Source organism: Marinomonas flavescens (assembly GCF_004352835.1).
Lineage (GTDB): Bacteria > Pseudomonadota > Gammaproteobacteria > Pseudomonadales > Marinomonadaceae > Marinomonas > Marinomonas flavescens.
Genome location: NZ_SJSB01000015.1, coordinates 1 through 21,117 on the forward strand (window position 1 = coordinate 1; position 21,117 = coordinate 21,117).

A 21,117-nucleotide genomic window follows, 5' to 3' on the forward strand; every position below is an offset into this window, starting at 1 on the left:
TGTACATAATGCGGGAATAGCTCAGTGGTAGAGCACAACCTTGCCAAGGTTGGGGTCGCGAGTTCGAGCCTCGTTTCCCGCTCCATCTTCTTAATAGACGATGTGACTGACAAAGTGTCATAGTAAATAGTTATAGCACTAAAAAAGCTAATTGTGTCCCGTTCGTCTAGAGGCCTAGGACACCGCCCTTTCACGGCGGTAACAGGGGTTCGAACCCCCTACGGGACGCCATTCTAATTTATTAGAATAATATTATATGAATCGTGAGTTATAGCACTATAAAAGCTAGTTGTGTCCCGTTCGTCTAGAGGCCTAGGACACCGCCCTTTCACGGCGGTAACAGGGGTTCGAACCCCCTACGGGACGCCAATTTTGTTAAGACTTTTCTTATCTGATTTCTTTCAGACTAAGACGTCATTAAAGCAGTGGTTTCATCGTGATTCCAAGGCTATTTCTATTTGAGGTTTTTATAATCTCACCTATCTTGTTTTTTTAATTTTTATACCCCTCTTTGCGTTAATGTTGTAACTAAAACACTCATATTTTCAGATTATTTTTATACATTAGTCTTTAACGCTAAAGCTGTTTTATACCTCCGCTATCTATGTATCAGATTGTCTTGTTTTAAGCCCAAAGCTCTCTGGGAGGCTTGTGACTTTTACGCTATCATAGCCCACCGTTTTTATTCTGAGTTTATTCGTCTCCATGCAATGGTTTATTAATTATCAACAAGACTTAATTTCTCCATCTGACCGAGGTTTAGCCTACGGTGATGGTCTTTTTGAGACGATTAAAGTATCTTCCGCTGGATTTGAATATCTAGATGAACACATTGAACGCCTTAGTCGCGGTTTAAAAAAACTGGCTATGCCGTATTCAGTCGCGCAATTGGCTCAGCTACGTTTTTTTCTACACGATTCTATTCTGCCTCTTGTTAACAAAGAATCCGTGGTGAAAATCATTGTCACAAGAGGTGAGGGTGGTCGAGGGTATTTACCTCCTAAAGAATGCCAATATACCATTTTGATAGGTCTTGCCGATGCACCAGATTACCAGGTGCAAAAAAATCGTGGAGTCGCTCTTGGTGTATCTGATGTTCCTGTCAGTGAAAACCCCTTTTTAGCAGGGATGAAACACTTAAATCGTCTTGAAAACGTATTGGCCAAGCAAAAGTTAGACGATCAGCATTTTGAAGATGTGATGCTAGATGGTCATGGTTATGTGATTGAATGTATTCAAAGTAATATTTTTTGGTTTAAAGCAGGGGTCTTGTATACGCCGTCGTTGAGTCAAGCAGGGGTTCAAGGTGTTTTTCGTCACCATATATTGAGTGATCAAACACGCTATCATGCTGAAATAGGAAACTTCCCTTTACACACACTTAAACAAGCCGATGAAATTTTTATTACAAATAGTTTGATGGGTATTGTTCCGGTGATATCTCTATTAGGGTCATCCATGCCGATTGGCGTTCACACTCAACAATTACAGCAGCTGATGCAAACTAAGGATGTGCATGACGTTTATTAAATGGTTTATCAGATTTTTTGTTTTATTCGTTTCTTTAGGAGCTATTGTAGCTGCTGCCATTTACTACGCCATTACTGCGCCTATAGAACTGGCAAAAGAACAGCGTTTTTCTATTCATGCTGGGGATACATCCTATCAAATTGGCGAAGAACTGAGCAATAAAGGTTGGGTTTTAGATCCCATATTAGTACGAATTGTAACCAAATTGCATCCAGAGTGGATTCCTAAAGTAGGAGAATACGCGATAACATCTGGAATGAATTTATTAGACTTAATGGCTCTTTTTGACTCAGGAAAATCCATTGTTTATTCAGTAACCTTATTAGAAGGCAAAACGCTTCGTTATTATTTAGAAACGATGTCAGCAAAAAATAATATAACAATGTCGTTGGAAGGTTTGTCTAATGAACAAATTTCTAAGAAATTCTCTTTGGACGTCAGTAATCCAGAAGGGCAATTTTTTGCGAACACTTACCAATATCATAAAGGCGATACAGACTTCAGTATTTTGCAACAATCTCATCGTTTGCTAACCCAGACATTGACCTCTTTATGGGATAAAAGAGAAAAGGGGTTGCCTTATAAAACCCCATACGAAGCACTCATCATGGCCTCTATCATAGAAAAAGAAACAGGGGAGCCTTCTGAGCGACCATTGATTTCACGTGTTTTCGTAAATCGTTTACAAAAGGGAATGCGCTTACAAACAGATCCTACCGTCATTTACGGTTTAGGAGAAAATTTTAATGGTAACTTGACTAGAAAAGACCTTCGTTCCAAGTCTCCATATAATACGTATTTACACTTTGGGCTACCGCCAACGCCGATTGCCAATGTTGGGAAAGAGGCCATTATCGCGGCCTTGAACCCAGGTAAAACGACATCGCTATACTTTGTTGCCAAAGGCGATGGCACTCATGCTTTTTCCAGAACATTACAAGAGCATAATAAAGCGGTGGCTAAGTATCAAAAATATCATAGGCGAGCAGATTATAAATCGAGTCCAGAGTCTACTTCTAAGGAGAATTCAAAATGACTGGTAAATTTATCTCTTTAGAGGGCGGTGAAGGAAGTGGTAAGTCAACCGCTATTGAATGCATTAAAGCCTGGTTAGAGTCAAAAGGTATCGATTTTATTGTTACTCGTGAGCCAGGTGGCACGGCATTGGCTGAAGATATTCGCGCACTAATATTGGCGTCGCGTGATGAAACCGTTGATGATATGACGGAGCTCCTGCTGATGTTCGCCGCAAGAGCGCAGCATATGTCTCAAAAAATTCGCCCTGCATTGAAGAATAATATTTGGGTCATTAGTGATCGCTTTATTGATTCGTCTTTTGTTTATCAAGGTAAAGCTCGTGGTGGCGATTTAGAGATACTTAATACACTTACTAAATGGGTTGTTGGGGATGACAGGCCTGATGCCACGCTATTATTAGATGTTCCTGTATCAATAGGTTTAGAGCGGGTTGCTCAACGAAAAAATGCAGACCGCCTAGATAAAGAATCTATTGTTTTCCATGAAAAAGTGCGAGCAGGCTTTTTAGAGCAGGCTTCATCTGAACCAGAACGGATAAAAATAATTGATGCTAGCCAGTCCCTTAGCAGTGTCAGTGAGCAAATTATATCGACACTAGATGCCCTTAAGTCTACCTGGGAAGAGAGTATTTAGATGACAGACATCGCTCCTTGGCTTACCGCTTCATTACATCAAGTACAGGCTTTAAAAAAGCAAAAGAAACTGTCACATGCTTTATTAGTGACAGGCGCTGATGGCGTTGGTCAAGAAGTGCTGGCTCGCGCTATGGTCAAAGATTTAATGTGTGAAGAGTTGGATCAGGCGGCCGCTTGCGGTTACTGTCATTCATGCCAGTTAATGGCGGCGAACACACACCCAGATTTCCGTATTTTAGATGGTGAGGAAGGGACGATAAAAGTCGACCATATTCGCCAATTAACGCAGAAAATTAGCCAAAAACCGCAAGTTGGTAACAATAAAGTAGTGCTCATCACTCACGCTCAGGCAATGAATATTAACGCCGCCAACGCGGTATTAAAAGCATTAGAAGAGCCAGCGGACCAAACTTACTTCGTACTCACAAGCTCCCAGTCGAGCAGTTTATTACCCACTATTCGTAGTCGATGTTTATTGGTCAATGTACCGACGCCAAACATTGATGAGGTGAAAAACTGGTTAAGTGGGCAGCCAGATGGGGATGAATTGAGCACGTTGTTTTGGTTAACCACTCAACCATTTCGTCTTATTGATATTGAAAAGCAGCAAAAAACCGCCATCTATACAGGATTACCAAGCGCTCTTAAAACAATGTTGCTTGGTGAACAAGGAACAGACGTTGTATTAAAGGGCGTTAGTAACACCAATATTGAAGATTATTGCAATGGTTTGGCTGCTATTTTGCACCAGTGTATTAATCATTCTGCTGGGGCGGAATTACCTTCTGCTTTATTTGAGGTGTATCCGGTCATCATGCGCCGCATGGGCATTCAGCAAATTATGCAGCGTTATCAAAGTCTGCAAAAAATGAAATCGGATCTTTTAAAAACCAACCTTAATCCGACCATACAACTTACATACGAATTAAATCAATGGTGACATTTTTATGTTAATTGACACTCACTGCCATTTAGACAAACTGGATTTAACACCCTATAACGGAGATATTAATGGCGCGATTGATGCGGCGGCTCAGAAGGGTGTGAAGCAAATGCTCAGTATCGCGGTAAATCTGGAAGACATGGATACTATTCTTGGCTTTACCCAGCGCGAAGGCATCTTTGCCAGTTGTGGTGTACATCCATTGCATGAAAAAGGACTTATTACGTCTCCTGATGCCCTAATGTCGCTTGCTCAACATGAGAAAATTATTGCCATTGGTGAAACGGGTCTTGATTACTTTTATGAAAAAGATGCCGAAGTGCATGAGAGGCAAAAAATAAGCTTTTCTCATCATTTAGCGGCGGCTGGCAAATTAGGTTTACCGGTTATTATTCATACGCGTGATGCCAAAGAAGATACTTTGTCGTTGATTCGTCAGTATGGTAATCCAAACACTGCTGGCGTATTGCATTGCTTTACAGAAGATTATGCTATGGCGAAAGAGGCGCTGGATGAAAACTATTTGATTTCAATTTCTGGAATAGTCACCTTCAAAACAGCGCAAGTGTTAAAAGAGACGGTTAAAAAGCTGCCATTGTCCTCTTTGATTGTTGAAACCGATTCTCCATATTTAGCGCCAGTGCCACATCGTGGTAAAAAAAATGAACCGCAATACGTGGCCGATGTTGCTCAGTTTGTCGCTGACATAAAAGGTATTCGGTATGAGGCTTTATTAGAAGCTACGGCGGAAAATTTCCATCGTGTTTTTACAAAAGCGAATGCTGAACAACGAATCACTGAATCAACCTAGCTGGTTTGATTGTTTTTTAATCAAAGTGAATTGAATTGTCTAGAAACCTCTTTAGTTTACCTTTTGCGTATAGGTGATTGGTAAATAAGGGTGTTAGTCTGAGATTATAAATTTAAAATATAACGGAAAAGAAGACATTCTTCTTTCGCAAGCCTGACCAAAAAGGCAGCTTGTTTTATTAAAGGAAGCTCATTGATGTCAAGTATGGTTACCCCACTTCCATATCAAGCCTTGTCGGCAAAAGTACCGGCAGATCATCTTCCATTCGAAACCCTCAAAGATATTGATGCATTAAGTGGCATTTTAGGGCAAGAACGAGCGGTAGAAGCGATTCAGTTTGGCGTTGCTATGCAGCGTCCAGGCTATAACATATTTGCCATGGGTGATTCTGGAACGGGTCGTTCATCGTATGTATTAAGTTATCTTAAAAGTGAAGCCAAACGTCGTACGCCACCTAATGAATGGGCGTATATTAATAATTTCACTGAAACACACCGACCTAAAGCCATTGAGTTTGCTCCTGGTAATGCGGCCGCTTTTGAAAAGCAAATACGCGCGCTTATTGATGGCTTAATGGTGACGTTTCCTGCTGCGTTTGAAAACCCTTCTTATCAGCAACAAAAAGGGGCTATTGACCGAGCTTTTAATGAGCAATATGAGTCGGCGATTAATAAAGTCGAACGTGTTGCGGTAAAAATTGGCGTTGCTATGTTTCGTGATGCGTCTTCTGTTAGCTTTGCGCCAATGAAAGACGGCAAAGCAATCGAAGAGAATGACTTTGCTGGTTTAAGTGATGAAGATCGTGATGCTTTTCAAGAGTCCGTATCTAAACTGGAAAGCTTACTGAACGAAGAGCTATTAAGTTTACCACTTTGGAAACGGGCGACTTACGAGCAATTGCGTCAACTTAATCTTGATACGGTCAATGAAGCATTAGATCCTTTAATGGCTCCCATGTTTGAAGAGCACGCAGCGCATGATGCCGTCACGGCTTATTTGAAAGCGATGCGAGAAGACTTAGATAAAACCATTATGGATCAAGTGGCGGATGATAAGGTTTCGGAAAATCGAGATGAAGCCGGTCGTCGTCAATTGTATGAAGAACTCTATTTACCAAACGTAGCTGTGACTCATGAACCAGACGGCGGTATGCCAGTCGTTTATGAATCTCACCCAACGTATCGTAATTTATTCGGACAAGTGGAATACAGTAGCGATCAAGGTATGCTGATTCCAAGCTATCGCTTAATTCGTTCTGGCAGTTTGCACGCGGCGAACGGTGGTTACTTAATTCTTGATGCTGAAAAACTATTAACAGATCACTATTTGTGGGAAGCCTTGAAGCGTGCCTTGAAGAGTAAATCGTTAAAAATTGAGCATCCATACGCAGATATGGGCTTAATGAATACGACGACCTTGGCCCCTCAAGATCTTCCTTTGCAAGTGAAAGTTGTCTTAATTGGTTCAAGAGACATTTATTATCTACTGCAAGATGCTGATCCAGATTTTCAAGAAATGTTCCGTGTTCTTGTTGATTTCGATGACACTCTAAAGCGCACAAAAGAGTCCGAATTGGCTTTTGCTCGTTTGATGAAAGATCGAATCGACAAAGAAGAATATGCGAATGTGACGCGCAATGGCGTGGCCGCTTTAATCGAATACAGTAGTCGCTTAGCGGAACACCAGAACGAAATGGCGGCTAAGATTGGTGATGTTTTCGAATTATTAGGCGAAGCTGACTTTGTTCGAGAAATGGCCCATGAAGAAAATATTACTGAAGATCATATTGCTCGCGCTTTGAAAGCTAAAAAACACAGAACTGGACGTGTCAGTGAAAAGATCATTGAAGAAATCATTGAAGGTACTGTGTTGCTAGAAAGTCACGGTCATGCGGTGGGGAAAATTAATGGCCTGACCGTAATGCAAATTGGTGATAGTAGCTTCGGTGCGCCGGCACGTATTTCCACTACAGTGCATCCGGGCGGAAAAGGCATCATTGATATCGAGCGCGAGTCTAATCTAGGTCAAAATATTCACTCGAAAGGTGTGCTTATTTTATCGGGTTATCTCGGTAATAAATATGCACAACGCTATCCCTTAGATATTTCTGCTTCAATCGCGATGGAGCAAAGTTACGGTTATGTAGATGGTGACAGTGCGTCAACCGCTGAACTATGTTGCCTGCTTTCTGCGCTGATCCAAATACCTTTGCGTCAAGATCTTGCTATTACTGGCTCGTTAAACCAATACGGTGAAATTCAAGCAATTGGTGGGGTAAATGAAAAAATTGAAGGCTTCTTTAATGTCTGTAATGCACGTGGCTTGAGTGGTACACAGGGGGTAATTATCCCTAAATCAAACGCGAATAACCTAATGCTCAGTGACGAAATTGTAGATGCGGTAAAGGCCGGACAATTCCATGTCTATGCCATTTCTTCCGCGGATGAAGCGTTACATTTGCTAACGGGAATGGAACCTGGCGTTGCAGATGAACATGGTGAGTACCCAGAAGGAACTATCTCTGCCAAAGTGATTGAGCGTTTAGAAGAAATTTCTAAACTAGGTGATGAGGACGAAGAAGAAGAGGATGACGACGAAAATGAAAGTGATGCTAAACCAACGGAAAAAAAATCACATCAAGATAAGTCGTCAAACAAAGTTTAGTATTTACCGTTAGTTCGCTTCATTATTTTGACTGTGCACTTACCGTTAACTAATGAAAAAACAGTGTAATAGAGATCGCCTGCTTTTATGTAGCTGGCGATCTCTTTTTGTTTGCTAGGTCTATGGACTTTTAACACTTCAGCTTGATGAAAAACCTTACCAGCCATGAACTTCTCAGTCACTTTGTTTGCCGCGGTTTTCGCATCGTAATCGCTGCATTCAGACTCAGACCATGATGGTGAGCTGATTATTAACGTTAAAAGGGTAGCTAGTAATCGAACTTTTACACTGTACATAACCTATAAAACCTATCGTTTACTGTATTAAATCAAATCATAAAGGGGTGGGCCGTATTGCTATTTTTAAGCAAAAGGTCGGTGGCTCTACTTATTGTCCAAATTACTTCGGAGATTGTGTTATGACGTTACAGCGTAAGTTCTCACTGGTGGTATTCGCTTCCGCCATCATTGTTGCGTTAATTGTCGGCTCTTTTGGTTACTTTCAACTAAAGAATACTCTAGTAGATGGCCTAAATAATCAGGTGTCATCGATTGCAGAAGGACAATCTCGAACTATCTCAGAGTGGATTCATGGCAAAACATCGACCATTAATGGTCTAAGTGATCACTTTATTAGCCATGATGTGACGGTTGGCGCACTTTTACAAGCTGAAAAATCTGGTAATTTCGACTTGGCTTACATTGGAACGACAGATGGGAAAATGGTATTAAGCCATCATGCTTCTTTACCGGCAGACTACGACCCACGAACTCGCCCTTGGTATACAAAAGCACTTGGGTCAGACAAGGTTGAATATACAGAACCTTATGTTGATGCTAGTACAGGAAAATTGGTTATTTCGGCAGCCAAGAAGGTTGAAGATGGTGCCGAAATAAAAGGTGTGATTGGTGCGGATATCAATTTAACGAGTCTAGTTAAAAGTATTCTCAATGTTAAATTGATGGACAAAAGCCGTGTGTTTTTAGCCACAAGCGAAGGAACAATTATTGCTCATCCTAATGAAAAACTTACGCTCAAAAATATGAAAACGTCTTTGGGTTATGGCGTGAGTGTTGTCGATAAAGGAAATGGAAAGCTGGTCGAAGTTCCCTCTGCAGAGGGTGTTGTGTTAGTGGCAGGTGTTGCTGTTCCAAATACGAATTGGATTATCTTTTTCCAACTAGACAAAGCGACCGCAATGGCGCCTTTGAACAACCTATTAATCTCTCTGATTATTGCCATGGTTATAGCCGCTTTACTAGTCAGCATTGTTATGGGGCTGGTTAGTCGAAAATTGTTGAGTGGTATTGATCAAGTCAGCCAAGCGTTGGCGCAAATGAATAATGGACAAGGCGATTTAACCACTCGTATTCCAGAAAATAGTAACGATGAAATTGGTCATTTGGCGCGCAATTTTAATGGTTTTCTACAAACTTTGGCGGGCATTATTAGTGAAATCAAAGTGTTATCATTTAATCTTAATAATTTAGCACAGGATTCTCATCGATTAACCTCTCAATCATCTTTGGATCTCAGCATTCAATTAGATGAAATTACCGCTGTAGCGACAGCAGTAGGTCAAATGTCTACTGCGACACATGAAATTGCCTCAAACGCTGAAAGCACAGCAAATGCTTCTAAAGAAGCCTTTCAGAATAGTAAGCTAGGCGCTAATCAAGTCGTAAAAAGTAAAGAGTCAATTAGTGAATTAGCCATACAAGTGAATGATGCCTCGAATATTATTGGTAATCTTGATCAGCAAGTTCAGAGCATTAGCGGGATTTTGGTGACTATTCAGAACATTTCTGCACAAACCAATTTGTTAGCATTAAACGCTGCCATAGAAGCGGCGCGAGCAGGAGAGCAAGGTCGTGGTTTTGCTGTGGTTGCTGATGAAGTACGGGTACTCTCGCAAAGAACACAAAATTCCACCGAAGAAATCAAGGAAATGATCGATGGCTTGAATAATACGGCTAAAAAAGCAGTGGGGATCATGGTGTCGGGCCAAACAACTGCAAATAACTCGGTTAAAGACGCGATTTCGGCGGCAGAAAGTCTGGTAGCAATTCAAAATTCGGTGCAACGTATTAGTGATATGTCGTTGCAAATCGCGAGTGCTGCAGAAGAGCAAAATATTGTTACCAGTGATATTTCAAATAATAGTTTATCAATCAAAGAAATCGCTAATAAGTTAGCAATAGAGTCCCATGAGAGTGCAAAAGGCGCTGAATCCTTAGCGGAATTAGCACAACGATTAGAGCAGCAAATCGCAAGATTTACTCTTTAACAATTAATCTTGTTGGATCCTACTGAGTCTCGCTTTTCTATTTGTATTTAGGCAATGAAAAAGGTAGATTCTTGATATCATACATAATAAATAGTAATGCTAAATTTTATAATTGCCCCCCGGCTAGAGGAAATTTTTAATGTACAAACGTCTTTTTATTGGCGCACTCGCTACCTTAGCGTTATCGACTAATGTGTTTGCGCACGGTGTTTGTGAGGTTAGCCCTTTACATCACGATATGGAAAACATTAAAACACAATTAAAAGGTATGGCATCCAATCTGAAAGCGGGAGACAGCGCAGAAGCGACTAAGAACGTAGAGCAAGTCATTGCTTTGTTCAAAGATGCTCGCACACAAACGCCTTATCTATTTACTGAGAAAAAATTGGCAGGTGATGAGCTTGCAAAAGAAACGGCTAAATACCAAAGTGTGATTGACGATACCATTAACGTCTTCTCTTCTTTAGAAATGGCATTAAAAAATAATGACTCTGATAAAGTGAAAACCTTGCTAGGACAGATTGGCAAGCAAAGACAGATAGGGCACAGTACGTTTAAAGCGGATTGCTAATCGTCTAATTGATGACCTCGCTTGAATTGACTGTTACAATGCTGCGCGATAAAGAGAGGTAATTATGGCTCGTACTAAAAAATCACGCAGCATGCGCGGTAAACTTGGAAAAACAGGTTCAAAGGAAATGATGAAAGAGCAAAATAAAGCTCGTAAATCATCATCGACTCGCCGTTTTAAAGTAAAGAAATCCAAGGAACGCAAAGAGCAAGCGACTAAGAAGCTTGATAGACTTGGGCTGCTTCCTGCAAAAGAAGCGGCACAGGCAGTTGCACGTCCACGTCGTTTTGTGTTCGTGAAACCTAAAGAAGAGAAAGAACCCGAATTTATTAAGCCGACATTAACATCTGGGATAAATCAGGAAACTGAAGATTTGTCTGTTGATGAATTGTTGTCTGCTTTCTCTGAAGAGAATTAAGCAAATATCTGTAAAATATAAAAAAGGCTGCTTTTGCAGCCTTTTTTTATACCCAAATTATCCATTACAATAAGAATTATCTATACGGGATGAGTTGTAACATGAATGTGAAAGCGTCTGTTCCTATGTCAAGTGTGCGTTATTTGTTGAAGGCCGTCGAGGATCAAGGCTTAGACAGCAATGCATTATTAGAAAGCTTGGAAATTTCACGCTCAGATATTGAACAAAATACTCATTTTCCTGCTTACCAGTATGGCATGTTATACCAACGTATTATGTGGCTTGTGCAAGATGAGTCATTTGGCATGTTAAGTGGTGGTAAAGTGCCTAATGGAACTTTTCGTATGATGTGTCTATGTATCATTCATGCGCGTACTTTGGCGCATGCAATGTACCGGTGCAGTGATTTTTACGATATTTGCCGTGGTCCGACAATCAAACCTGTGTTGATCAAAAAAGGGCGCTTTGCAATGGTCACTTTCGCCCCGATCGAATCAGCAGAGTCAAACATTAACGATTTGGTTGTTCCAGAATCCAAAGAGCAATTACGCACCACACTTTCTATGTGGCATCATTTTATATGTTGGTTAATTGGCCGACGATTAAATTTAAAAGCGGCGTATTTTACCAGCGAACGACCTAATGACGTTGAATACTATAAAACCTTGTTTCAATCGGAGGTTAAATTTAATCAACATGCAAATGCCCTTGTTTTCCCCGCTAGTTACCTCGATATGCCCATTGTTCAAACAGAAGACAGTTTACGGGGCTTCCTGAAAACAGCACCGTACCAATTGTTAGTGATGGTTGAAAATGATAACAGTTTAAAATCTCAAGTAATGGCGATGTTAGGTAAAGACTTTTCAAGAGAGATGCCGAGTGCTGATGAAGTGGCGAGCGCGCTCAATATGAGTGTTTCTACTCTAAGGCGTCGACTTAATGATGAAAAAACGTCCTACCAGCAAATTAAAGACGAATGTCGTAAAGAGGCGGCCATTACCTACATGAATGCCCCACAGCTGAGTATTAATGACATCGCGGCATTAATGGGATTTGATGAACCCAGTGCTTTTTTTCGCTCATTCAAAAAATGGACTGGAATGACGCCGGGTGAATATCGAAAAAGTGATGAATTTCTGAAGTTCTACCATTCTATGAAAAGTATATAAAACGGTATGTTGTGAGCAATTTTATTTCATATTGGTTTTTTTTGTCATGAATAACGGATTGAAATGTTATTGAGTGATTTGCTTACTTTTACCATGATATAAAGATGCATCAGCTCGGACAAATTACCGGAGAATAAAAAATGAGCGATTATCTATATCCCCTAAACGACATTCTTTTTACGCTACAACAGGTGGCTCGCTTCGATCGCTTGGACCCTTACATTGAAGGCGGTCTTGATGACGACTTGCTTGAAGCGATTTTAACAGAAGCGGGTAAGCTAACCGAACAGGTTATTGCTCCGCTAAACTGGTCTGGAGACCAAGAAGGCTCCCGAGTTGAAAACGGTGATGTGTTTGAAGCAACGGGCTTCAAAGCCATTTATCGTAGCTACTGTGAAGGGGGATGGGGTTCTCTTTCTGGTGCAGTTGAATATGGTGGTCAAGGCTTACCTTCTAGTATTGCGACCGCAGTAAACGAAGGTGTTCAAGCCGCTAATCTTGCTTTTTCGCTATGTCCTTTATTGAGCCAAGGTGCTATCGAAGCAATCAGCTCTCACGCGAGCGAGACCCTGAAAGATACCTACTTACCGAAAATGTTAAGCGGTGAGTGGACTGGCACAATGAACCTAACAGAGCCTTCTGCAGGCACTGATTTGGCCGCCATTGCATGTAAAGCGTCTCCCGATGGCGATGTTTATCGTATTAAAGGTCAAAAAATCTTCATCACTTGGGGTGATCATCAAATGAGTGACAACATCATTCATTTGGTCTTAGCTCGTCTTCCTGATGCCCCTAAGGGTGTAAAAGGGATATCGCTATTCATTGTTCCTAAGTTTTTATTAGACTCTGAAGGCAATCCAGCAGACCGTAATGATGTTCAGGTTGTGTCTGTAGAACATAAAATGGGGATACATGCATCGCCTACGTGTGTCATGAGTTTTGGCGATAATGATGGTGCGATTGGGTATCTAGTTGGTGCGCAAAACGAAGGCATTAAGGCCATGTTCACCATGATGAACAATGCTCGTCAGGGTGTTGGTTTGCAAGGCTTAGCCATTGCAGAACGCGCTTATCAACAAGCATTAGAGTATGCCAAAGAACGTAAGCAAGGTATGAAACCAGATCGCTCTGGGAAAGCAGCCATTATTGAGCATCCTGATGTGTTACGGATGTTGATGACCATGAAGTCTCAGATCGATGCCATGCGCTCACTAATTTACTTTGCTGCGGTAGAAAATGATGTATCGCATTTAGCCGATGGCGACCATAAGACGATTGCTAAAACACGCAGCGCACTGTTGACTCCGATTGTGAAAGGCTGGATTACTGAGCAAGCTCAGGAAATTACATCTTTAGCTATTCAGGTGCATGGCGGAGTAGGTTTTATTGAAGAAACAGGTGTAGCGCAGCACGCTCGTGATGCTAGAATTTTACCTATTTATGAAGGTACAAACGGTATTCAAGCAATTGACCTAATAGGCCGTAAGTTGTTTTCAGATAAAGGAGCGGCCATGGGCGCTTTATTTTCAGAAATGAAAATTGAGCTTGAAGAATTGGCCATGGGCGCGGCCAGCGTTAATGCGAAAAAAGTGTTAGCCACGATTGAACTGGCAGAACAAGCAACTCACCAATGTTTAGAGGCTATGAACAAAGATTCCAATCTGGGAACAGGCTCTGCGTATTCCTATATGATGATGATGGGCAATGTGATTGGCGGCTGGTTGCAAACTAGAGCACAAATGTTGAGTGAGAAAAATGCCGCATTCAGTGAACAGCAGAAGCAATCTTGGAAACAATCAGCAGACTTCTATTGCGATCATATTTTAGAACGTGCTAAATATCAGGCTTATACAGTCATTAATGGACAAGGATCTATCGACGAGCTGAATGAAAACAGTTTTTCAAGATAGTTCTCACACCACAATACCGTAGAATAATAAAAATGCTAAGCCTGCTGTAGGAGATGTTATGACAGACAGAGAAGTTATGGAGTTTGATGTAGTAATCGTAGGTGGAGGCCCAGCGGGGCTTTCAACTGCTTGTCGTTTGATGCAAAAAGCTCAAGAGAATAAACAAGAACTTAGTGTCTGCTTGGTTGAAAAAGGCTCAGAAATTGGCGCGCATATTTTATCCGGTGCCGTGGTTGACCCCAAAGCGCTAGCTGAATTATTTCCCGATTGGAAGGCGATGGGTGCGCCGTTACTCACCGAAGTAAACGTTGATGAATTATATTGGTTAGGTTCTGAATCAGCCAAACATAAACTAAGTAATTGGATGATTCCAAAAACACTCCATAACGAAGGCAATTATGTCATTAGCCTTGGTAATTTATCTCGATGGTTAGCCGAGCAAGCTGAATCCTTGGGTGTTGAAGTTTTCCCAGGGTTTTCTGCAGCACACATTGCTTATAACGAAAGCGGCGATGTAGAAGGTATTATTACCGGTGACATGGGCGTTGCAGCAGATGGCTCGCATAAAGATGGTTATATGCCGGGCATGTTGTTAAAAGCCAAATACACCGTATTTTCTGAAGGGTGTCGTGGTCATTTGGGTAAAGAACTTATTGCTCATTTTGACCTTGATAAAGGTAAGGCTCCTCAGCATTATGGACTTGGTATTAAAGAGCTTTGGGATGTGCCTGAAGCACAAAGTAAACCGGGTACCGTTATTCATACCGCAGGCTGGCCGCTTGGTAAAGAAGCGGGTGGCGGTGGTTTTCTTTATCACTTAGAAAACAATCAAGTGGTCGTCGGTCTTATTGCTGATCTAAATTATAAGAACCCTTATTTTAGTCCTTATGACGAGTTCCAGCGCTATAAACATCACCCTCTGATAGCAGGTCATCTAAAAGGCGCTAAACGCGTCTCTTATGGTGCTAGAGCCATTGCTAAAGGTGGTTGGGCTTCTTTGCCAAAAATGAGTTTTCCTGGCGGCCTAATGGTAGGTTGTGATGCTGGTACGTTAAACCCTGCAAAAATCAAAGGCACTCATACCGCAATGAAAAGTGGGCTGCTAGCCGCCGATGTTATATGCGACGCCTTGCAGAAAGAGTCTACATCGACCGATCTTGCTCATTATGATGAAATAGTTAGAAACTCTTGGTTAGGCAAAGAACTTGAGCAGGCTCGTAACTTCGTTCCTGTAATGCATTCTCTTGGAACATTTTGGGGTGGGGCGTATAACTGGTTAGATCAAAATATGTTTTCTGGACGCTTGCCTTTTACCTTTAAAGATCTGACGCCTGATTACGCCAGCTTGGAACTTGCTGAAAAGCATACTGCGCCAAATTATCCGAAACCTGATGGAAAGTTAAGTTTTGATAAATTATCGTCAGTATTTTTATCTAATACTAACCATGAAGAAGACCAACTATGCCATTTAGTACTGGCCGATAAGTCGATACCTATTCAACAGAATTTGCCAAAGTTTGCTGAGCCTGCTCAGCGTTATTGTCCGGCTGGTGTCTATGAAGTAGTTGAAAGTAAAGAGGGTTCGAGTTTTCAGATCAATTCTCAAAACTGTATCCACTGTAAAACTTGTGATATTAAAGATCCGGCTCAAAATATTACCTGGGTCACGCCAGAAGGGGCCGGAGGTCCTAATTACCCTAATATGTAATGCTTTCTATCAGCCTGTACTCAATAGGTTCATATCCAAACTTCCTGACTATGACATATGGGTCGCTATTTGCGGCCCATATGTTTTCATTCGCTGCTGGATTTAATACCCCGACTGATCAATAATAGATTTTTATACTAAGGGGATATTTATGCGACTGTGGGTTGATGCTGATGCCTGTCCGAACGTCATCAAAACCATTTTATTTCGTGCCGCTGAGCGAGTTGAAATACCCTGTATTCTTGTTGCTAATCAAGCAATTGCTATACCTCCCTCCAAATGGATTGAAAGAAGAGTTGTGAGTTCTGGTTTTGATGTGGCTGATAACTATATCGTGGAACACGTAGCAACACCTGATCTGGTAATAACCGCAGATATTCCTTTAGCCGCAGAGGTTATTGAGAAAGGCGCGTTGGCTGTTAACCCTAGAGGGGAATTATATACGCGTGAGAATATCAAACAACGTTTGGCCATGCGGGATTTTATGGAGCAAATGCGTTCTTCCGGTGTTCAAACAGATGGCCCTTCAACTTTTAACCAGCAAGATAGGAAGGCGTTTGCGAATACACTTGATAAAGTGTTGGCACAGCGAGCAAAATAAATTCTATGGTTTCAATGAATAATCAGGAAAGCGCTTTGTGAGTGCTTTCCTGATTATTCAGTTATAGGGGCGTTTTTAAATGAAGAGAATTATTGTTGTTGGCGGTGGTGCAGGTGGCTTGGAATTGGTTACCCGCTTAGGTCATGGATTAGGTAAAAAGCGTAAAGCAGAAATTATTTTAGTTGATCGCAGCCGTACACATATCTGGAAGCCTCTTCTTCATGAAGTGGCAACAGGGTCTATTGATATTAATAACGATGGTGTTAACTACCGAGCTCATGCGGCAAAACACCATTATCAGTTTCAGCTCGGTACAGTCACTGGAGTCGATCCAGACACAAAGAATATTACACTTGATTCATTAAGTGATGATAAAGGCCAGCTCATATTGCCTGAAAGGAGTCTTTCCTACGATATACTTATCATGGCTGTTGGTAGCGTCAGTAATGATTTTGGTACGCCAGGTGTCGCAGAGCATTGTTATTTCTTAGATTCACATAAACAAGCGGAGCGTTTCCAACAAGCGTTACTTAATCAATTTTTACGAGTTTATCAAGAAGGTCCAGATACTAAGCTTAAAATTGCCATCGTAGGTGGTGGTGCTACAGGGGTTGAATTATCCGCTGAGTTATTCCACGTAGCAGATTTAATGAAAGCATATGGTATGCCTGAAATGTCTGGTAAACGCGTGCATATTGAACTTGTGGAAGCGAGTAACCGAATTCTTCAAGCACTGCCTGATCGTATAGCCAATCTTGCGTCAAAAGAGCTCATCCGCTTAGGCGTTCAGCTTAGTGAAAATACACGAGTGGTTCGCGCAGATGTGGATGGATTTCAAACCGCTGAGGATAAGCTTATTGCCGCAGATCTTATGATATGGGCCGCAGGCGTAAAAGCACCAGACTTTATCAAGAATATCGATGGCTTCGACACTAATCGTAGCAATCAAATTATTGTTAAAGGTACGCTTCAATCGTTAAATTTTGATGATGTATATGTTATCGGTGATTGTTGTGCTTGTGAGCAACCTGATGGCTCATTTGTTCCACCGCGTGCGCAATCTGCGCATCAAATGGCATCTTTAGTTTATGCGAATATCCAGGCATCTTTTAAAGGTGAATCACTTAAAGAATATATTTATAAAGACTATGGTTCTTTGGTCAATCTGAGCAACTACAGTACGGTTGGCAGCTTAATGGGTAATTTAATGGGCGGCTCCATGTTTGTAGAAGGCCGCATTGCTCGTTTTGTTTATGTCTCTCTCTACCGATTGCACCTTATTGCTATTCATGGATGGTTTAAAGCAACCATCATCATGGCGGCACAGAAGATTGGTAAAGTCGTTAAACCAAAATTAAAATTGCATTAGACATTAATGCTACTTACGAAACCGACTTTATGAGTCGGTTTTTTTTTGCCTATCCCTCTTATCTCTATTCAAATGTGTATTAACTAATGAGGTGCATTCGATTTAATGCGAAGGCTTGACCTATGTGTTACCAATAGGTTTTACAATAGTTACTATCAGGTTTAATGAAGGAGTGCTTATGCGTGTTATTGATCTCGCCAAAAAAGCCAATGTGACAAGTGAAACTGTTCGTCACTATACACGTTTAGGGTTGATTCAAGCGCAACGAGACCCGAATAACGGTTATCAGATTTATGATAATACCGCGTTCACGCGGATGCAGTTTATACAGCAATCACGCACGTTAGGTTTCAGTTTGAAACAAATTGAAGAGATCCTAGATCAGGCTGATAGCGGAGATTCTCCTTGTCCTATGGTACGAGATTTGTTGCAAAAGAAAGTCCCTGAAACCAAAGCCAAGATAGCACAACTACAAGCGCATTTAGCGACCATGGAAGCGGCTTTATCAAACTGGGAAAGTATGCCGAATGGTACACCAGACGGCCATTCTATTTGCTGTTTAATCGAAGATTGGGAAGACAAAAAAGATCATGGTAGTGATCACTAAGGAGACAATATGTCAGACATTAATGAAAAATTAGCCCACACCAATGAGCCCCATATTTTAACCTTGGACCTAGCCGTTGGTGGTATGTCCTGCCAAGGTTGTGTCTCGAAAGTGAGACAAAAAATTCAACAAAAAGATGTCAACGCACAGGTTGTGGGAACACCAAAAGAGAATCGCCTTGAAGTGCAAACCATGCTTCCAGAAGAGCAAGTGGAAGCGTGTATTCGTGACGCAGGTTACCAGACATTAGGCCATTTTGAGGGTCCAGAAGCCCGTGTAGATTCGACAGAACAAGCCCATTTACCCAATTCCTATCAACTGGCGGTCGAAGGCATGTCATGTCAGAAGTGTGTTGGCAAGATACGCAGTAGCATTCAACGCTTAGACAAAGGCGCACAAGTTGTCGGCACACCAAAAGAGAATCACCTTGATGTTATCTCTTCGCTTTCTCAGCAAGCGATTGGTGATGCCATAATTGAGGCGGGTTATGAGTATTTTGGCGATTATGTTGAACAGCTTCAGCCACAAGAGCAAACGCTAGTAAACTCAGAAATCACCCCAGACAAGAGTACAAAAGCAAACCAATCGAACATTAGTGAAATCAATAATGAGCACGCTCAAAAATACCAATTTTCGTTAACTGGTATTACTTGTGCTGGTTGTGTAAACACAATTCAAAAAGCGTTGGATAATGTCTCTGGGGTGCAAAAAGCGGAAGTGAATTTTGCGAGCCGTACGGCTCAAGTGTCTTCTTTGACGGATGCCGATGCCTTGATTAAAGCAGTCGAATCTTCCGGCTATGGTGCGTCATTGATCGAAGACGTTGATCAAGCAGAAGAAGATCGTCAAAAAAACGAACAGCAAGAATTCCATGATAAACGAAACTATGCCGTACTCGGTTTGGTTATGGGTATTCCTCTAATGCTGTATGGTTTATTGGGCGGCAATATGATGGTCGACACCGGATATCAGCGATTAAGTTGGGGGCTGATTGGCCTGGTAACTTTATTGGTGATGGTCGTAGCCGGAAAAAACTATTACCGCAGTGCATGGCGAGCGTTTAAATCCCGCCAGTCGAACATGGATACCCTGATCACCATAGGAACGATCAGTGCTTGGTTGTATTCCATGGCGATTATTATTGCCCCTAGTGTGTTCCCTGAAAACGCACGTCATTTGTACTTTGAAGCCAGTGTAATGATTCTTGGTCTGATTAATTTAGGCCAAGCGCTAGAAGTGCGAGCAAGAGGGAAAACCAGTGCAGCATTACGTCGCTTATTAGACCTGCGCCCTAAAATAGCCATAGTAATGAGAGAAGGTAAAGAAATCTCTCTTGCGGTTGAGCAGATCCAAATTAACGATATTATACGAGTTCGCTCAGGTGAAAAATTTCCTGTTGATGGCGTGGTTAGCGAAGGGGAGTCGAGTGTCGACGAGGCTATGTTGACAGGCGAACCGCTGCCAATCGAGAAGCGTCCCGGTGATAAAGTTTCAGCAGGGACCATTAATGGCAAAGGTTCATTAACCTATAAAGCAACCGGCATAGGGTCAGATACCTTGTTGGCGCAGATTATTGATATGGTTGGCACAGCGCAAAATTCAAAACCACCGATTAGTCGTCTAGCAGACCAAGTGTCTTCTGTTTTCGTTCCTAGTGTCATGATGTTGGCAACGTTGGCGGCATTAGCTTGGTTTAACTTTGGCCCATCTCCTGTCATTGTCCATATGTTGGTTGCGGCTGTTTCTGTCTTAATTATTGCATGCCCTTGTGCGCTTGGCTTAGCAACCCCCATTTCAACTATGATCGGGGTCGGCAAGGCTGCCGAGTATGGAGGTTTGATTCGTAATGGCGAGTCATTGCAACGAGCCAGCGAGCTAACCACTATAGTGTTGGATAAAACCGGCACTATTACAGAAGGCAAACCTAAAGTAGTGCATCAAATACTGGCGGCTGGCGCCGATGAAGAACACCTTGCTAAATTAGTGTCTTCTTTAGAGAAAGGGGCGAATCACCCATTGGCCAATGCCTTGATGAATCATGCTGAATTAACCAGCCAAGACAGTTATGAGACGTCGCAATTTGAGTCTATTGTTGGCCGTGGCTTAAAAGCGACTATCCAAGGCCAGATCTATTTCTTAGGTAACCAAGCGCTAATAAAAGAGCAGAATATTGATTTTTCTCAACTGGACAGCATCGATGAACAATACGCCGCGAGTACGCAAGTCTATCTTGCAGATCGCGATCAAGTATTGGCGGTCTTCTGTATTGAAGATCCTATAAAATCTGGCTCAGCAAGTGCGATTAAGACACTTCAACAAGCGGGTCTTAAAGTCATCATGTTATCAGGAGACAATCATAATAGCGCAGCCTTGGTAGCGAACAAGCTGGCTATTGATGATTTCCATGGAGAATTAATGCCTAACGACAAACTTGAGTGGGTACGTAAACTCCAAGCCAAAGGCGAGGTTGTTGGCATGATAGGCGATGGTATTAACGATGCGCCGGCATTGGCACAAGCAGACGTGGGTTTTGCCATGGGTGCTGGCACTGACGTGGCAATGGAAAGTGCAGACATCACCTTAATTCGCAGTGATTTAGCCAGCGTTGCTCAGGTCATCGAAGTAAGCCAAGCGACATTACGAAACATAAAACAAAATTTATGGGGAGCGTTTGCGTATAACAGCCTAGGAATTCCGTTGGCGGCTGGGGTACTGTTCCCCTTTACTGGATGGTTGCTTAGCCCAATCATAGCTGGCGCAGCCATGTCTTTATCTTCCATTACCGTGGTCGCGAATGCTAACCGCTTACGTCGGTTTAAAGCCAATCTTTCATCTTCTGATGCTCAAAATAAATAG

General features: G+C 41.9%; 17 protein-coding genes and 3 tRNA genes. 19 read left to right on the forward strand and 1 reads right to left on the reverse strand.

Annotated features, from left to right (window positions below):
* Positions 1-10 precede the first annotated feature (10 nt).
* The 9 genes from E0D70_RS13905 (at position 11) to E0D70_RS13945 (ending at position 7,621) form a co-directional block, all read left to right on the forward strand.
* Positions 11-85 (forward strand) — tRNA-Gly (locus E0D70_RS13905).
* A gap of 70 nt (positions 86-155) precedes the next feature.
* Positions 156-231 (forward strand) — tRNA-Glu (locus tag E0D70_RS13910).
* A gap of 62 nt (positions 232-293) precedes the next feature.
* A tRNA-Glu gene (locus E0D70_RS13915) sits at positions 294-369 on the forward strand.
* A 336-nt stretch (positions 370-705) separates the two neighbouring features.
* Positions 706-1,530, forward strand: coding sequence for an aminodeoxychorismate lyase (gene pabC, locus E0D70_RS13920; RefSeq protein WP_133012897.1), 825 nt, complete (start codon positions 706-708; stop codon positions 1,528-1,530).
* Entirely contained in the window at positions 1,517-2,566 is a 1,050-nt protein-coding gene (gene mltG, locus E0D70_RS13925; protein ID WP_133012898.1) for an endolytic transglycosylase MltG, read from the forward strand. The genes pabC and mltG overlap by 14 nt, the downstream gene beginning before the upstream one ends.
* On the forward strand, positions 2,563-3,201 hold the full coding sequence (tmk, locus tag E0D70_RS13930; RefSeq protein ID WP_133012899.1) for a dTMP kinase: 639 nt from the start codon (positions 2,563-2,565) through the stop codon (positions 3,199-3,201). The genes mltG and tmk overlap by 4 nt, the downstream gene beginning before the upstream one ends.
* Positions 3,202-4,143, forward strand: coding sequence for a DNA polymerase III subunit delta' (gene holB, locus E0D70_RS13935; protein WP_133012900.1), 942 nt, complete (start codon positions 3,202-3,204; stop codon positions 4,141-4,143).
* 7 nt (positions 4,144-4,150) lie between these two features.
* Positions 4,151-4,957, forward strand: coding sequence for a TatD family hydrolase (locus E0D70_RS13940; protein WP_133012901.1), 807 nt, complete (start codon positions 4,151-4,153; stop codon positions 4,955-4,957).
* Between the two features lie 195 nt (positions 4,958-5,152).
* Positions 5,153-7,621: a Lon protease family protein gene (locus E0D70_RS13945; RefSeq protein WP_133012902.1), complete on the forward strand. Its 2,469-nt coding sequence runs from the start codon at positions 5,153-5,155 to the stop codon at positions 7,619-7,621.
* On the opposite strand, the gene E0D70_RS13950 is transcribed toward E0D70_RS13945, so the two are convergent.
* Positions 7,618-7,917, reverse strand: a complete 300-nt coding sequence (locus tag E0D70_RS13950) for a hypothetical protein (protein WP_133012903.1) — start codon at positions 7,915-7,917, stop codon at positions 7,618-7,620. The genes E0D70_RS13945 and E0D70_RS13950 overlap by 4 nt on opposite strands.
* Positions 7,918-8,039: 122 nt before the next feature.
* Between E0D70_RS13950 and E0D70_RS13955 the strand changes: the two genes are divergently transcribed.
* The 10 genes from E0D70_RS13955 to E0D70_RS14000 all read left to right on the forward strand — a co-directional run bounded on the left by E0D70_RS13955 (position 8,040) and on the right by E0D70_RS14000 (position 21,117).
* Complete coding sequence (locus tag E0D70_RS13955) at positions 8,040-9,908, forward strand: methyl-accepting chemotaxis protein (protein WP_133012904.1); 1,869 nt, start codon at positions 8,040-8,042, stop codon at positions 9,906-9,908.
* Between the two features lie 139 nt (positions 9,909-10,047).
* The gene (locus E0D70_RS13960; protein ID WP_133012905.1) at positions 10,048-10,479 is read left to right on the forward strand and encodes a cytochrome b562; all 432 of its coding nucleotides are present in this window, start codon (positions 10,048-10,050) and stop codon (positions 10,477-10,479) included.
* A gap of 64 nt (positions 10,480-10,543) precedes the next feature.
* Positions 10,544-10,897 (forward strand): hypothetical protein, encoded by a 354-nt coding sequence (locus E0D70_RS13965; RefSeq protein ID WP_133012906.1) that lies wholly within the window; start codon positions 10,544-10,546, stop codon positions 10,895-10,897.
* 101 nt (positions 10,898-10,998) lie between these two features.
* Positions 10,999-12,066, forward strand: coding sequence for an AraC family transcriptional regulator (locus E0D70_RS13970; protein WP_133012907.1), 1,068 nt, complete (start codon positions 10,999-11,001; stop codon positions 12,064-12,066).
* A gap of 140 nt (positions 12,067-12,206) precedes the next feature.
* Complete coding sequence (locus tag E0D70_RS13975; protein WP_133012908.1) at positions 12,207-13,976, forward strand: acyl-CoA dehydrogenase family protein; 1,770 nt, start codon at positions 12,207-12,209, stop codon at positions 13,974-13,976.
* Positions 13,977-14,034: 58 nt separating this feature from the next.
* Positions 14,035-15,684, forward strand: a complete 1,650-nt coding sequence (locus E0D70_RS13980) for an electron transfer flavoprotein-ubiquinone oxidoreductase (protein WP_133012909.1) — start codon at positions 14,035-14,037, stop codon at positions 15,682-15,684.
* Between the two features lie 151 nt (positions 15,685-15,835).
* On the forward strand, positions 15,836-16,285 hold the full coding sequence (locus E0D70_RS13985) for a YaiI/YqxD family protein (protein WP_133012910.1): 450 nt from the start codon (positions 15,836-15,838) through the stop codon (positions 16,283-16,285).
* Positions 16,286-16,364: 79 nt separating this feature from the next.
* Positions 16,365-17,654, forward strand: coding sequence for an NAD(P)/FAD-dependent oxidoreductase (locus E0D70_RS13990; RefSeq protein ID WP_133012911.1), 1,290 nt, complete (start codon positions 16,365-16,367; stop codon positions 17,652-17,654).
* Positions 17,655-17,832: 178 nt separating this feature from the next.
* Positions 17,833-18,261, forward strand: coding sequence for a MerR family DNA-binding protein (locus tag E0D70_RS13995; protein ID WP_133012912.1), 429 nt, complete (start codon positions 17,833-17,835; stop codon positions 18,259-18,261).
* A 9-nt stretch (positions 18,262-18,270) separates the two neighbouring features.
* Entirely contained in the window at positions 18,271-21,117 is a 2,847-nt protein-coding gene (locus tag E0D70_RS14000) for a heavy metal translocating P-type ATPase (protein ID WP_240537145.1), read from the forward strand.

What these genes read in the sequence shown, in the direction of transcription:
- holB (WP_133012900.1), top strand. Translation starts at nt 3,202, where the DNA reads ATGACAGACATCGCTCCTTGGCTTACCGCTTCATTACATCAAGTACAG.
- pabC (WP_133012897.1), top strand. Translation starts at nt 706, where the DNA reads ATGCAATGGTTTATTAATTATCAACAAGACTTAATTTCTCCATCTGAC.
- E0D70_RS13990 (WP_133012911.1), top strand. Translation starts at nt 16,365, where the DNA reads ATGAAGAGAATTATTGTTGTTGGCGGTGGTGCAGGTGGCTTGGAATTG.
- E0D70_RS13985 (WP_133012910.1), top strand. Translation starts at nt 15,836, where the DNA reads ATGCGACTGTGGGTTGATGCTGATGCCTGTCCGAACGTCATCAAAACC.
- mltG (WP_133012898.1), top strand. Translation starts at nt 1,517, where the DNA reads ATGACGTTTATTAAATGGTTTATCAGATTTTTTGTTTTATTCGTTTCT.
- E0D70_RS13980 (WP_133012909.1), top strand. Translation starts at nt 14,035, where the DNA reads ATGACAGACAGAGAAGTTATGGAGTTTGATGTAGTAATCGTAGGTGGA.
- E0D70_RS14000 (WP_240537145.1), top strand. Translation starts at nt 18,271, where the DNA reads ATGTCAGACATTAATGAAAAATTAGCCCACACCAATGAGCCCCATATT.
- E0D70_RS13950 (WP_133012903.1), bottom strand. Translation starts at nt 7,917, where the DNA reads ATGTACAGTGTAAAAGTTCGATTACTAGCTACCCTTTTAACGTTAATA.
- E0D70_RS13960 (WP_133012905.1), top strand. Translation starts at nt 10,048, where the DNA reads ATGTACAAACGTCTTTTTATTGGCGCACTCGCTACCTTAGCGTTATCG.
- E0D70_RS13965 (WP_133012906.1), top strand. Translation starts at nt 10,544, where the DNA reads ATGGCTCGTACTAAAAAATCACGCAGCATGCGCGGTAAACTTGGAAAA.
- E0D70_RS13995 (WP_133012912.1), top strand. Translation starts at nt 17,833, where the DNA reads ATGCGTGTTATTGATCTCGCCAAAAAAGCCAATGTGACAAGTGAAACT.
- E0D70_RS13975 (WP_133012908.1), top strand. Translation starts at nt 12,207, where the DNA reads ATGAGCGATTATCTATATCCCCTAAACGACATTCTTTTTACGCTACAA.
- E0D70_RS13970 (WP_133012907.1), top strand. Translation starts at nt 10,999, where the DNA reads ATGAATGTGAAAGCGTCTGTTCCTATGTCAAGTGTGCGTTATTTGTTG.
- tmk (WP_133012899.1), top strand. Translation starts at nt 2,563, where the DNA reads ATGACTGGTAAATTTATCTCTTTAGAGGGCGGTGAAGGAAGTGGTAAG.
- E0D70_RS13955 (WP_133012904.1), top strand. Translation starts at nt 8,040, where the DNA reads ATGACGTTACAGCGTAAGTTCTCACTGGTGGTATTCGCTTCCGCCATC.
- E0D70_RS13940 (WP_133012901.1), top strand. Translation starts at nt 4,151, where the DNA reads ATGTTAATTGACACTCACTGCCATTTAGACAAACTGGATTTAACACCC.
- E0D70_RS13945 (WP_133012902.1), top strand. Translation starts at nt 5,153, where the DNA reads ATGTCAAGTATGGTTACCCCACTTCCATATCAAGCCTTGTCGGCAAAA.